Origin of the sequence: Arcicella lustrica, from assembly GCF_034930985.1 — a bacterium.
GTDB lineage: Bacteria > Bacteroidota > Bacteroidia > Cytophagales > Spirosomataceae > Arcicella > Arcicella lustrica.
This window is the reverse complement of sequence record NZ_JAYGIM010000014.1, coordinates 114,618-129,184: the sequence shown is the minus strand read 5'-3', so window position 1 is coordinate 129,184 and position 14,567 is coordinate 114,618. Positions and strand designations below refer to the sequence as shown.

At 34.1% G+C, this 14,567-nt stretch carries 13 protein-coding genes; 3 read left to right on the top strand and 10 right to left on the bottom strand.

The genetic code is table 11. The features are described from left to right. The first annotated feature begins 115 nt into the window (after positions 1-115). A complete protein-coding gene (gene ggt / locus VB798_RS18115; RefSeq protein ID WP_323260904.1) occupies positions 116-1,912 on the top strand; it encodes a gamma-glutamyltransferase in 1,797 nt (598 codons plus the stop codon). Between the two features lie 124 nt (positions 1,913-2,036). Here ggt and VB798_RS18110 read toward each other — a convergent pair whose 3' ends face one another. From VB798_RS18110 to VB798_RS18065, 10 genes are all read right to left on the bottom strand, one after another. After that, positions 2,037-2,408 (bottom strand): VOC family protein, encoded by a 372-nt coding sequence (locus VB798_RS18110; RefSeq protein WP_323260902.1) that lies wholly within the window; start codon positions 2,406-2,408, stop codon positions 2,037-2,039. Positions 2,409-2,576: 168 nt separating this feature from the next. Next, positions 2,577-3,965: a SulP family inorganic anion transporter gene (locus VB798_RS18105; protein WP_323260900.1), complete on the bottom strand. Its 1,389-nt coding sequence runs from the start codon at positions 3,963-3,965 to the stop codon at positions 2,577-2,579. Between the two features lie 8 nt (positions 3,966-3,973). Further along, a complete protein-coding gene (locus tag VB798_RS18100; RefSeq protein WP_323260898.1) occupies positions 3,974-4,450 on the bottom strand; it encodes an adenine nucleotide alpha hydrolase family protein in 477 nt (158 codons plus the stop codon). An 86-nt stretch (positions 4,451-4,536) separates the two neighbouring features. Then, on the bottom strand, positions 4,537-5,910 hold the full coding sequence (locus VB798_RS18095; protein ID WP_323260896.1) for a sensor histidine kinase: 1,374 nt from the start codon (positions 5,908-5,910) through the stop codon (positions 4,537-4,539). Then, positions 5,907-6,605 (bottom strand): response regulator transcription factor, encoded by a 699-nt coding sequence (locus VB798_RS18090; RefSeq protein ID WP_323260894.1) that lies wholly within the window; start codon positions 6,603-6,605, stop codon positions 5,907-5,909. Before VB798_RS18090 ends, VB798_RS18095 begins: the two co-directional genes overlap by 4 nt. 45 nt (positions 6,606-6,650) lie before the next feature. After that, the gene (locus tag VB798_RS18085; RefSeq protein ID WP_323260892.1) at positions 6,651-7,745 is read right to left on the bottom strand and encodes an FUSC family protein; all 1,095 of its coding nucleotides are present in this window, start codon (positions 7,743-7,745) and stop codon (positions 6,651-6,653) included. Between the two features lie 82 nt (positions 7,746-7,827). Next, positions 7,828-8,928 carry an acyltransferase family protein gene (locus tag VB798_RS18080; RefSeq protein ID WP_323260891.1) on the bottom strand — a complete coding sequence of 367 codons (1,101 nt, stop codon included), beginning with the start codon at positions 8,926-8,928 and terminating at the stop codon, positions 7,828-7,830. Positions 8,929-9,113: 185 nt separating this feature from the next. Beyond that, positions 9,114-9,857, bottom strand: a complete 744-nt coding sequence (locus VB798_RS18075; protein WP_323260889.1) for a Dph6-related ATP pyrophosphatase — start codon at positions 9,855-9,857, stop codon at positions 9,114-9,116. A gap of 105 nt (positions 9,858-9,962) precedes the next feature. Then, positions 9,963-10,646, bottom strand: coding sequence for a VIT1/CCC1 transporter family protein (locus VB798_RS18070; protein ID WP_323260887.1), 684 nt, complete (start codon positions 10,644-10,646; stop codon positions 9,963-9,965). Positions 10,647-10,790: 144 nt separating this feature from the next. Further along, positions 10,791-12,236, bottom strand: coding sequence for a POT-type proton-dependent oligopeptide transporter (locus tag VB798_RS18065; protein WP_323260884.1), 1,446 nt, complete (start codon positions 12,234-12,236; stop codon positions 10,791-10,793). 506 nt (positions 12,237-12,742) lie between these two features. Between VB798_RS18065 and VB798_RS18060 the strand changes: the two genes are divergently transcribed. Both VB798_RS18060 and VB798_RS18055 read left to right on the top strand, forming a co-directional pair. Next, a complete protein-coding gene (locus VB798_RS18060; RefSeq protein WP_184133437.1) occupies positions 12,743-13,522 on the top strand; it encodes a ParA family protein in 780 nt (259 codons plus the stop codon). 58 nt (positions 13,523-13,580) lie between these two features. Beyond that, positions 13,581-14,522: a ParB/RepB/Spo0J family partition protein gene (locus VB798_RS18055; protein ID WP_323260881.1), complete on the top strand. Its 942-nt coding sequence runs from the start codon at positions 13,581-13,583 to the stop codon at positions 14,520-14,522. Positions 14,523-14,567: the final 45 nt, after the last annotated feature.

Genomic DNA, 14,567 nt, shown 5'->3' with positions numbered 1-14,567 from the left:
GGATTAGGTTTTGAAAATTACAGAGTGTGAAAATGATTTTATCCTATCGTGTTTACATATTTTAATTGCTTAAATTCTTCGAATTCTGTAAATTGAAAATAAAAAATCAACAAATATGAATTCAAAATATTTACTTACTTTATCAATATGCTTTTTAGGTTTGGTCGCTTGCAAAACTACGCAGCCCAACTCGCAGAATACCACTCTTCAAAAACCTGCTGAAAATCAAGGCTTTTATCAATTTACAAATGAAGACCCGAATGCCTCACCATTCTTTGCCAAAAAAGCTTCTGTTTATGGGAAAAATGGGATGATAATAGCTACGCATCCTGTAGCTTCGCAAGTGGGTGCTGATATTTTAAAACAAGGCGGCAATGCGATTGATGCCGCCGTGTCAACACAATTTGCTTTAGCTGTGGTGCATCCTGCAGCTGGAAATATCGGTGGTGGTGGTTTCTTGGTCTATCGTGATAAAAATGGGCAAAGTTATACCTTAGATTATCGTGAAAAAGCGCCTGAAAATGCCAGTAGAGATATGTATTTAGATGAAAATAAAAATATAAAAGCTGGTCAACCAAGTTGGTTAGGGCATTTAGCTAGTGGAACGCCCGGTTCTGTAGATGGTCTAGAACAAGCTCATAAACGCTTTGGTAAACTTTCGTGGAAACAAGTATTACAACCAGCGATTGATTTAGCAGAAAATGGCGTGAAACTAACAGCCAGAGAAGCCAGAGGTTTAAATAATGTTAAAGCGGATTTGTTGAAATATAATCCAACGAAAACATATTTTATGAAAACCGACACTGCTAAATGGAAGGAAGGTGAAATATTGATTCAGAAAGATTTAGCTAAAACGCTTCGATTGATTCAGGAGCAAGGAAGAAAAGGTTTTTATGAAGGTGAAACGGCTAAATTACTCTTAGCAGAAATGAAAAGAGGAGGAGGGATTATCACCCAAAAAGATTTAGATAATTATCATGCAGTTTGGCGTGAAGCGGTAATTGGAAATTATAAAAACTTGAAAGTGATTTCTATGCCACCGCCATCAAGCGGAGGAATTGCTCTTTTACAATTATTGAAATTTGTAGAACCTTATCCACTCCAAAAATGGGGCTGGCATAGCGATTCTACCACACAAGTAATGATTGAAGCAGAGCGCCGTGTGTATGCCGACCGTTCGAAATGGTTGGGCGACCCAGATTTTGCAAAAGTACCCCAGAAAGAATTATTAGATGCTGAATACTTAAAGAAACGTTGGCAAGATTTTCAATTCGCTCAAGCAACAGATAGTAAAATTGTAAAAGGCGGAGATATTATTGGTTATGAAAGTCCAGAAACTACGCATTCATCTTTTGTTGATAAAGAAGGAAACGCCGTTTCGATTACCACTACTTTGAATGGTTCGTATGGAAGCAAAGTAGTAGTGGATGGAGCGGGTTTTTTAATGAATGATGAAATGGATGATTTTTCTATAAAGCCGGGTGTACCAAACGTTTATGGATTAATCGGAAACGAAGCCAATGCCATTGCTGCCAATAAAAGAATGCTTTCTTCAATGACGCCAACGATTGTAGAGAAAGATGGAAAATTAATGATGGTTTTAGGTACTCCAGGTGGTTCAACCATTATTACTTCGGTTTTTCAAGTATTTTTAAATGTTGCTGAACATCAAATGTCGATGCAACAGGCTGTTGATGCACTTCGTTTTCATCATCAATGGATGCCCGACAGAACTACTTTTGAAGAAGGAGCTTTTACCGAAAAAACCTTAATCAGAATGCGTGAAAGAGGTTATAAGCTAGATTCACAAAAAAATACGATTGGTAGAATGGACTGTATCTTGGTTTTACCAGATGGTACTTACGAAGGTGGCGCCGATGTTAGAGCAGACGATACTGCTGTAGGTTATTAATGTTTGAAATAATATAATCTAAGTATTTATAAACCTATAAGGATTTTAAGGTAAGGATTTCATTACTAGATAATTATGTGAATAATCCTTATAGGTTTAATTCAATAGTTTAGCATACTTGTTCCTAAATATGTTGATCAAATAGAATGACATTTCCGTCAGGGTCAGTTACAAAAATACTTGCAGGGCCAGTCGTTTGTTCATCTGCTTCGGAGGCTAATGCAATATTTTTACTTTTTAACTGTCGCTGAATTTCTCTGACATCATCAAATTCTTCTAAAGTACTTGCATTTTCATCCCAACCCGGATTAAACGTCAAAATATTGCCGTTAAACATTCCTTGAAAAAGCCCAATTAAGGCATTCCCATTTTTCATGATAAGGTAATTTTTTGAAAGATCACCCGCAAAAACCGAGAAGCCAAGGTTTTCATAAAATTGCTTTGAAGTTTCAATGTCTTTGACACTTAAACTTACTGAAAATGCGCCTAATTTCATTGTTAGATTTTTTATGTTTTTATTATCAAAGCATTAACTCCTTGAATTTACGATTATTAAAAATAACATATTATTTCAAGAATAAAAATAAACAAAGAAGCACGTTCTTGTAAAACGTGCTTCTTCTTTTGTGGTTTGCTGATGAAAGTTTATGCTTGTAATTCAAAATTAGCTTTGGGCTTGTATTCTTCTTTTGAATGCTTTTTTAACGATAAAGTAAATAATCAAAGCTGATAATACGCCAGTTAAAAAATCAGTTACAGGAACCATCACGGCGGTATAAATCATCATTGAAAATTCAAATTTGCCTAAATGTTTTATTTCTTTAATTTCCGAAGGCTTAATCATATTGGTTGATACCCAAACCAAAATTCCACCAATACATGCCATTGGGATGAGCTCAAGATATTTTGCTAAATAATATGCCATAGATAATTTCAAAATTGCTTTGAAATAACCTGCCAATGGCGTTTGTGCGCCAGCTTTAATACTTGTTGCAGTTCTGGCTAAAGCACCTGTGCATGGAAAACCTTGTAACAGTGGTGTAATGATTTGTACTAATCCTTGCCCGAAAAATTCTTTGTCTGGGTTAAAAGGTGTTCTGTCATTATTGGCTAATTTATCAGCCATTGATGAACACAAAATACTTTCTATGCCCGAAACAAATACAATGGCAGCTACATAATAAACGATGTCGATGATGACCGAGCTATCCAAAGCTGGTAAAATGGGTGTCGTGAATTTGAAAAAATTATTTGGAATAGAACCATAAAGATCTTTTACCAAAATAATGTTTTTGTCTTGAAGTACTGTGGCGGACAGTACTGTAGCTGAACTCATTGCAATGACTGGTCCAGGAATGAAAATTGAAATTCGTAAAAGTATTTTGGTTAAAGCGAAGGTCATAACACCTAATAAAATCGACCAGCCGTTAATCAAATGTAAATTATTAAAAGCAGTACTAATATTATGGATGAATCCTCCACTTAGGCTTTCTTCTTGTCCTCCTAATAAGTCAGAAAAAGACTCAATACCCAAAATGTCTTCAAGATTTGTAAGTGCAATGACTAAGGCAATACCTACAGTAAAACCAACAATGATTGAATTAGGTACCAGTTTGGCAAATCTGCCAAAGCCAAATATACCCATAATGATTAAGATTATACCCGCTATGATGGATACCAAGATTAAAAAACCATGAGCTGTTTCGAAAACCCCACCATTACTTGGACCATACTTCGTCATCAAGCTAGCAATCACTGGAATAAAAGCAGCAGTAGGGCCATAAACCTGATATTTAGAACCACCGAATGTTCTACCGATAGTACAAGCCAAAGCTCCTGCAACAATACCATGTTCGGGACGCATGCCCATTGCCATCGCAAAACCCATTGCCATCGGGATGGCGGTCATTGCTACAATCAAACCTGCACTGAAATCTCTGTAAACAATTGTTAGCCAGTTTTCCTTTGTTAGGTCTTCCCAACGTGAATCAAAAAAAGTAAAGAACAATTTAATTCTCCCTAGCGGAGTAGTTGGGAAGGTTTTCTTATTCATGGCTAATGTTAGTTAAAGAGTGCTATTAATTGTTCATGTTCGGTTTGTTCGATGTCATTGTTAATATTTACTTCTATGATTTTATAGGATGATTTTTTGAGAAGAGGAGTAGGGTCAAATGCTCGTTTTGACATTTTGAGCTGGTAGTTTTGGGCAATATAGATTTCATCTACCTTGTTGGCTTCAAGGAAAGTCTTTATCGCATTTTTATTATGCCCATGAAATAATTCAATGCTGATGTACTTTATTTTCCCCTCAAATCGGTTTCGAATGATTTCTAAGGCTTCTCTAAATGCGGGAGTAATATGATTTGCAACCGTTTTGTTTGGTGTATAAAATAATAATTCTGTGATAGAATCATCCAGATATTCGGAGTACATGAGGATTACCTCAATAGGGTCTTCACTGTATGGTTCCAGCGCAAGTTTCAGCGTGTTGAGCGATGCAACACGGAAATCAATCGGGACTAAAATAGTTTTTGTCATCACTTATTGTTTAAGTATTGAGACAAATCTATTTTGAGCAGATTATAAACTTTTAAGAGTGAGATTAGAATTCGATAAGAGTGGATTTATTTTTCTATCAGGGGAATTCTTATTTGTACTTTCGTGCCAACATTTACTTGTGAACTTACAATTAAGTCACCTTTATGCAGATAAACGATATTTCGGGTTAGTGGCAATCCGATGCCATAGCCTTCAAAAAGATTAGTATTGGAAGCTCTAAAGAATGGGTCATAAATGTAGGCGATTTCAGATGCTGGAATACCGATACCTTGGTCTTCAACCATAATAACTACTTGAGAATTACTAGAAGCAATATGCACCGTTACAGGTTTATTGTTTGAATATTTACAAGCATTACTCAGAATATTGGCAAAAGCTAAATGCAACAATTGTTGATTGCCTTTTACTTTTAGTTTTTTGGGGTCTTCTGGGAGGAGGCGTAAATCAACCAAAATTTTATTATTGGGATTTAGTTTATCAATCAAGCTTTTGGTTTCCCAAATAATTTCATCAATTCGAACCATTTCAAAAGTAATAGCTTTGCCTTTGTAGCCAGTTTGAGCCAAGAAAAGTAATGACTTTGTTATTTCGTTTAAACGTTCAGCCTGTTGGAGTATATTTTTAATGGCTGCAATGTATTCTTCAGAAGTTCTGGGTTTCAATAAAGAAAAATCTGCTTCGCCAATAATGGTTGTAAGCGGAGTACCAAGTTCGTGAGAGGCATTACTGATGAAGTTTTTTTGAGTTTCAAAAGCCGTTTCGATACGATTAAGGAGTTCATTGAAAGTACTGGTTAGCTCACTGATTTCACTACTTTTATCAATATTGTTTTCCAATCGAAGATGAATATTTTCAGTACTGATTTGTTTTACTTTAACGGTGATGTCTCGAATAGGGTCAAAAATATGTCTAGAAAAGTAAAAAGAGAAAATTGCAACGATTAAAATCACCATCGAAATTCCACCAATCAATACTGTTCTTAAAAAAATTAAGTGATTGGAAACGTAGTAATTTTCAGCCGAAACAATGACAAAGTAATGTTTATTCCCTTTTTTATACTGTGAACCCGCTATGAATAAATTACCTTGTTTTTCTTTGTAAGTTCCTACTTTTGAGAGCGAAATAAGAAAATTAAGAGGTAATTTATTTTTTTGAGAAATGTCTTTTAAGGACACATTTGGTGAAATTTCAATCAAATACTCTTTCTCTTTTTCAAGCGTTTCTAAATGCTGTTTTCTTAAACTTTTTAAGTATTTAGCATTTAACGTTCCTGAATTTAAACTGTATTGTGCCGAAATACTTACTCGTGCTTCTAGTCTTTTATAAAAATCTACATAAGAGTATTTATCCAGAAAATAATATACAGATATACCAAAAACCACAACAAGTGTAGTACTCAGAAAACCAAGTATGATGGCTAGTTTAGTTTGTGTTTTCATTTTTCTTTTAGCACATATCCCATTCCAACAACCGTATGGATAAGCTTGTTTTCGAAATCACCATCAATTTTTTTTCTTAGGTAATTAATATAGACATCCACAACGTTAGTTCCCATATTGAAATTAATGTCCCAAGCACTTTCTAAAATATCTATTCTTGAAAGTACTCTTCCTTTATTTTTCATTAAAACCAGTAACAAACGATATTCTGTGGCTGTTAATGAAATTTTTTGTTCTCCTCTCACTACCGTTTTGGCATCATCATCAATGATTAAATCGCTGATGATAAAAGTGTTTTTAACCTTTTCATCTGAAAGGTTATCAGTATAAGATGTTCTTCTCAAAAGGGCATTGATTCTGGCATATAATTCAATAAACTTAAAAGGTTTTACCAGATAATCGTCTGCACCAGTATTTAAGCCCAAAGCGATATTTTCGGAAGTACCAAGAGCTGTTAGAAAAAGAATGGGTGTTTTAATACCTTGAGAACGCAATATTCTACATACTTCAATCCCATTTTTATCAGGCAACATGATGTCTAAAAGGATAATATCAAAAGAAGATTCTGAAGCCATGCTGATGGCTGAATTCCCATTCAAGGCGACGGATACTTCAAAATTAGCTTCGTCTAAGCCCTTTTTTAAAAATTCAACAACGCTAAAATCGTCTTCTACTAAAAGTATTTTTTTATTCATGTTAGTCTATATAGATTTCAAAAAATCAGCGAGCGTATATTTTACCTATTTACCCATTACTACTAATTTGGCTTTTCTGATTTTCATGGTAGTATAAAAGCGAATTTTTTCATTGTGAACAAACCAACCACCAATTGCACCAATTAAACTACCAATTGAAATGTCTAAAAAACGAGTAGCAATTAATAAATCAGGGTTAAGAATTAATGGATTGGCAGCCTCAGCTAGGAGTATCGTCATGGGCGTAATAAAAATAACGGCTAAAGCATAATGTCTAACAATTAATATTTCAATGATAAATTGTAAAACAATAATTGTAATACAAATACTGAAAGGCGTGTGGACGATTGATAGAAAAAGCCAACATAGACCCAAACCTAAAAAAGTACCCAAAATGCGATGAATAACTCTTTGCCAAATATGGTAAAGGTTTACACCTTGCATCACCGCCAAGCAGGAGATGGGAATCCAATAAGGGTTTTGCAATTTTAAAACATGTCCGATAAGCATCGAAGTAAACATAAAAGAACCTACAATCATGGCTTCAACTAAATCTGCATACTTACTTTTTACCAATAAATCAGAAATAATAGCAGCGTCTTTTTTATGATTTTTACGTTTCACTAAAAAACTGTAAAGTAAAGCCAAAGTGCAAGCCAACATGGTTCCCATAGCAATTAGACCAATCTTCTGAGGAATACTTGATAAGTCATGAGGCATGCCACTAGCCAATGAGGCAATCATGATAAAGAAGAAACTTGCAGGTGGTTTTGTCTTAAAATAGAGGTTAATCCAATAAACCATCGTTGAAAAAATGCCGAAAACGATAGTTGAAACAAATGGATTAAAACTGAAAATTAAGCCTACTGCATAAGACACCATAAAGCCAAAGGAGCAAATCAACATGGTTGCCATTCTGCTTACGATTGAATTGGCAGTAGGAATGTATAAAATGACAAGTCCTGACAGGCTTGCTAATAAACCCGATTTTACATTATCAAAAGCCAAACCAATCAATAAAGGAATTCCTATACAGAGTGAAGCAAGTACAGGAATATGCCAAAGTCTATCCGACTTTTTAAGTTTAAAGAAGGCTTTAATCTCTTTAGATAAAAATTGTTTAATGGATAGCTCTTGCATATTGTTCAGACACGATAAAAAACTACTTTAGAATGTTATTTTAAATATAGACGTTTTATCTTGAAACAGTAGCTTTTAGGCTTTACAATGCCTTAGAATTACTTGGAAATAGTTTATCTCTTAATGCTAAAAAAGGGATTTCAATTGTAAAGGATAGTAGCCAACCTCCTATAAAACTAACCATGAAATATGAGATAAATACTATTAATTTAAGAGATAAGTGTGAGTCTAAGTAATCCAGATGCGGATGAATGTACCACAAATAAATAGGAAAGTGAATGATGTATGTGGCATAAGAATAGAAACCTAGATTAGCAATAAAATTGAATACAAAAGTAGTGATTGTAAGATTGTTTTTAGAGAAAAGGCTAAGTAAGATGATTCCGCCAAAGGCTAGATACAATGTGATAAAACCAAATGTTCGCATGAATAAGTTGTTGTCCCACAAGATAATAGCTGGAGATAATAATAAAATGGAGTTAAGTAAAATAAATCTTCTGTATTTGTTTACCCATTTATTAAGGTTTTCGAAATGGAAGTTATAGAAATATGCAAGCATTGTTCCAAAAAATAAAGAATCTATTCTGAGGTGTGTTGGTGCTACATGTGTTAAATGGTCGAATTGTGGCTCTATATGATTTACATATATACGAAGTGCTAGGCATATTAAAGTAATAATCATAAATATAAATGGAATCGCTTTGAATGGATTGCTACTTTCTTTGTTAAAGAAAATTAAAATAATTAGAAGAATAGGTAATATAAAATAGAAGTGTTCTTCAACATCAATTGACCATGTATGAATTAATGCATAATCACTTGTGCCAAAATAATTTTTAAGGAAAAAAGCTTCAGCTACAAAATGGCGAATTGAAATTTTAAATTCAGGATGGAGTTGTGTATGTATGACGACGGCTATAAATAACAAGTAAAATAAAGGATAAATTTTGAGTCCTCTTCGCACAAAAAATCGAACGAAATTGATTTTTCTGGTTTTTTTATATTCGTTAAATAGTAAACCTGAAACAAGTAAACCACTTAAAACAAAGAAAAGATCCACTCCAATCCATCCGATTTTGTGAAGGAAATTAGATATTTTAAAATGGCGAAATAGGGTTAAAGAAACAGCAATTGTTCTTAGAAAATCAATAGATTGATTACGTTTTGGGGTTGTACTTATCATGCCTAATGTTGAATTTTAAATAGAACTAACCATTACTAAATATAGATTATTAAGGTATTTGGTGTTCAAATGAGTACGAAATTAAGGACAATTTTTATTTTATTAGGCAGATTATTTAAAACTTAATCCAAAAACTATACTGTTAGTTCTCAAATTCAATATTTTTCTGACTTTAAATTACAAGATTATTTGGGTAATAAATCACAATACCAGAAACCATTATTAAATGGATTTTCTTGTGTAGAATCATCGCAATCATAACTTGTATCGTCTTTTTGTGTAGCAGGAGTATATTGTCGATATACGATTTCACCTTTTTCAAATGGAATGGGTTGCTTAAAAATCGGTCCATCGAAAACAAAAGTATGAAATTCTCCATTTTCACCACAAGGGTCAACATTGTCGGGTAAATCACTTAAAAAGGATTCATCAATGATTCTTCCCACAAAACTCTTATCCAGATACTTATCATTTACACAAGTAGTAATAGTTTTAAAACCTAAGCCAAGGAATTCTTTGATAATATCTTTCGTTGGGATTTTCCATAAAGGAAAAGCACCTCTTAAATTCAATTCAGCTAATTTATTTTCACGGTATTGGCGTAAATCTTCTAAAAAAATATCTCCAAAAATAGAAGTTGTTGCTCCTTTAGTTTTCAAATCTTCTAAAGTAGCTTTCATTACGTTTTCATAAACTTCCATTGTAGGCATTTCAGGAAGATACATTTTTACCAAAGGAATACCGATGCTTTTAGCTTGTTGAATTAATAATTCTTCTCTAACGCCGTGCATTGAAATTCTACGATATTGTTCATTGATACTTGTCAGCAAACAATTCACGTCATATTCTTTCGAATGAAGGATTTTATATAAACTCAAAGCAGAATCTTTCCCTCCACTCCAATTAAAAATTGCTTGTTGTTTTGTCATTTGTAATAATCTAGGTTTATCTGATAGGTTTTTCTTTGTTGGATTTTTTATTCTTTGTGTCAAATAATCACTAACTCGCTAATTTACAATTCACGACTATTCTATTTATCCTCCAAACATCTTTGCTACAAAGAAAGCTGCACCAGCAGCGGCTGCGCCAATTAATGTTACTTTGATGGCACCACTTAAAGGATTTTGTCCTGTTACTTTACTTTTAAAATAACCAAAAACAAAAAGTGTTAGCAAAGTTACCGTCATTGAATAAAGTAATCCTTGATGAGCGTCTTCAACAAAAAAATAAGGGGAAAGCGGAATAATTCCACCAACGATGTAGGCAGTACCAATCGTTAAAGCAGAATTTCTAGCTCGGTTAATATCTGGTTTTTCTAAACCTAATTCAAACTTCATCATAAAATCTACCCATTTCTTTTTGTCTTTTGAAAGGGCTTCAACGATTAAATTTTGTGCTTCTTCATCCAAACCATAGTCTGCAAATACTTCTCTTACTTCCTCTTTTTCTCTTTCAGGAACTCTTTCTACTTCTTCGTATTCTCGTTTTAGTTCGGCATCATAATGTTCTACTTCTGTTTGACCTGCTAAAAAACCACCCAAGCCCATCGCAATTGAACCTGCTACAATTTCAGCAATGCCCGCTGTAGTAATGATGGAAGTATTAGCCACCGCTCCAGAAAGTCCAGCCGCCAAAGCAAAAGGGACGGTCAATCCATCTGACATCCCGATAACAATATCTTTAATAAAATCAGAGCTTTCTAAGTGTTGTTCTTCCATAATGTTTTTAAGGGCTTTGAGCAATGAGCTTTCAGCCTTGAGCTTTTTCGTGGAAATATACAAAAAATGAGCTTCAAGAAATATGATTTAAGTTTTATCTTAGTCTATTTCTTGAAGCTCAAAGCTAAAAACTCGTTAATGGCTTTACTCCGCCACTCCTACATAACGTGTTTCTTTCATTCTTGAAGCAATAGAAATATAAATCAAGAACGAGATAAACATCAATCCTGCAAAAAACCAAAAATACTTAGCGCCATCTAATTGAGCAAAGAAGCCTTTGTTAGCAATGTTTTCGTTGATAAGCGAAACGGCTAAATTCCCGATAGAAACAGTTGAATAAAAAATAGCAGTCATCGTCGATTTCATAGATTTTGGCGAATTGGTATAAGCATATTCTAAACCTGTAATTGACACTAAGATTTCACCCCAAGCCAAAACTAAATAAGCTAATATTTGCCACCAAACAGAAGGTTTACCACCAGCATCAATACTTTCTTGAATCAAGGCAATAATCACGAAAGATGAAGCTGTCAAGAAAAACCCAACCCCTAAACGACGCAAGGGCGTAGTTTTTATGCCCAGTTTTTCAAAGAAAGGATAGATAAAATAGGTAAAAATAGGAATGAAACTTACTAAGAAGAAAGGATTAAATACTTGTACTTGTTCTGGTAATAAAGCAAAGCCTAAGCCTGTATTCAAATCAATTTTTTGAGCTTGCAAAACCCATTCAGATAAATTTTGATCCCACAACGCCCAGAAAATTGGAATAAAAGCAAATACGATGATTAAACGATATACAGCTTTTATATCATCAACTTTTTGTGGGTCATAACTTGCTTTGGCAACGTCTAACCAATGTTCACCCTTTACTCTCTTGCCCATATTTACTAGCGCATTGAAAGAAATAAAAATAAAATTATTTCTATTAATACCCATTGGCGGCACTTTCACATATTTATTTCTACCCGAGAAGAATATTATAGTAGCCAGTACCATTAATATTCCTGGTACTCCAAATGCCCAAGCTGCTCCATATTTTGCATAAATGATTGGAATACAAAGGTTAGATACTACAGAGCCAGAGTTGATTGAGAAATAAAACCAACCATATACTTTAGACATAAAATGTTCATTAGTTTTATCAAATTGGTCGCCCACATTGGCAGAAACATTGGATTTAATTCCACCTGCACCCGCTGCGATAACCGTCATTCCTAATGAGAACAATGCAAGGTTGGTATCAAACATAGCTAACATTAAATGCCCAAAACAATATAAAATAGAGACATATAATATCACTTTATACTTCCCGAAAAACCAGTCAGCTGCAATACCTCCTAAAATAGGCATAATATATGCCAAGGCAACAAACATGTGTACTTTTTGGTTAGATTGGGCTTCGGCAGTTTGTTGAAGGAGCGGATTGAAAGTAGGATTGAAAAATTGTGCAATTAAAAAAGTAGGAAGGATAGAACGCATACCATAAAAACTAAAACGCTCAGCGGCTTCATTTCCGATGATGTAGGGAACAGCCTTGGGATAGCTATTTGATTTTTGAACCTCTTCGGTTTCAATGGATTTTGATGTCATAAAATAAATTTGTTAATAAAGTATATGAATGAAATGTAAATAAAATGTTAAGATTGAACGTTCCAAAATTATGCTAAAATACATTTTCTGATTTTTAGAAACAATTTTGAATACATCTCTAAAAGTATGTCGAATGTCTGTTATTTGTACTTTGTTGTTATTTATATCTAAAAATCATCATTTTTATTGTCTTAATCTAATTTTTTACAAAATAAAAATAATCATTTTAACTCATAAAATTGTCAATCCTATTGATTGTTAATACTGAATCAATAATAGTATTATACTCATAAATCAATAATCGTGAAACATTTTGTGGAACACTCTTTGCTTATGTGGTCGGAAAGGACGATATTTGAAGTCTGTTATTTGAGGTACTGGGAATTGTGAATCAACTTGTAGGAATTAAGGAGTAAGATTTGGCTTTTTTATCAAGTACTTCTTTTACCTGTTTGTCTGTTCGTAAATGCCTAGCTTAAAAAAACTGTAACTCAGAAAAATCCAAGATGGGGAAAATAATTGCCATAGCCAACCAAAAAGGAGGAGTTGGAAAAACGACAACCACTATAAATCTGGCGGCAAGTTTAGCCGCTCTCGAATTCAGAACACTCATTGTTGATGCTGACCCTCAGGCAAACTCTACTTCAGGTTTAGGGTTTAATCCTAAGGAAATTGAAAATTCAATTTATGAATGTATGGTTGATGGAGTAAATGTGCAAGATATTATCATTGCTACAGATTTACCTTATCTGCATATTATTCCTTCACACATTGATTTGGTTGGTGCTGAAATTGAGATGATTAACCTTCGTGACCGTGAACAAAAAATGAAAGAATCATTAAGTGTTATTCTTGATAACTATGATTTTATCATTATCGACTGTTCGCCGTCTTTAGGTTTAATCACCATTAATGCCCTTACAGCCGCTGATTCTGTGATAATTCCTGTACAATGCGAATACTTTGCATTAGAAGGACTTGGAAAACTATTGAATACTGTAAAAATTATTCAATCTCGTTTGAATACCAATTTGGCGATTGAAGGTATTTTATTGACAATGTATGATTTAAGAGTACGCTTGTCGAACCAAGTAGTTGCCGAAGTAACAGCACATTTTCATAACATGGTATTCAATACCATCATTCCTAGAAATATTCGTCTTTCAGAATCTCCAAGTTTTGGTGTTCCAGCCATTGCACACGATTCAGAAAGTAAAGGTGCAATTAGTTACTTGAACCTCGCTCGTGAGGTTTTGGCTAAAAATGGATATGTAACACAAGAGTAGATTTTTCCTTTTGGAAAATGCCATCCCGAAAAATCTGTTCTATATCATCGTATAAGAAATGAGTAAAGTAGAAATCCCAGCAGTAAAAAAACGTGTCGGACTTGGTAGAGGCTTAGGAGCTTTACTTCAAGATTCGGACGAAGTAAATAACACGCAGCCTCGTCAACCTGCAACACCCATCGAACGCCCTACACGTTTAGAGCAAATTAGTTCGATGAACGAAATTTCGGTTGATTTAATCGAAACGAACCCATATCAACCAAGAACGCATTTTGACGAAGAAGCCCTGAATGAATTAGCGGATTCAATCAGAGTTCAAGGAATTATTCAACCCATTACGGTTCGTCAGATTGCTCCGAATAAATTTCAATTAATTTCTGGAGAACGCCGTTTACAAGCTTCTAAAAGAGCGGGCTTGAAAAGTATTCCAGCTTATGTGCGTACTGCTGACGACCAGCAAATGCTAGAAATGGCATTGATTGAAAACATTCAACGTGAAAACTTGAATGCTATCGAAATTGCATTAAGCTACCAAAGATTAATTACAGAATGTTCTTTGAAACAAGAAGAATTAGGGGATAGAGTAGGGAAGAACCGCACAACAGTTAATAATTATATTCGTTTGCTGAAATTACCTGATGTGATTCAAGTAGCATTAAGAGATACCAAAATTTCGATGGGTCATGCTCGTGCGATTATTAATATTCCAGATAGAGAACAGCAATTAGATATTTTTCAGAAAACCATTGCAGACGATTGGTCGGTAAGAAAAGTAGAAGAAGCCGTTCGTGAATTAGCCAATGCCTCTTTAGTAAATACCGCAAAGAAAGCAATCGGCGGAGGAATAAAGCAGGAAATCAGAAGTTTGCAATTCCGTTTACAAGCTTATTTTGGAGCAAAAGTAACAGTAAAAGCAGACGATAAAGGTAAAGGAGAAATTAAAATTCCATTTACTTCTCAAGAAGAATTAGATAAAATCTTATTAGCGATTAAAGCTTAGTTGAAAATCCAGTCCTTCTATCATGAAAAGGGCTGGATTTTTCTC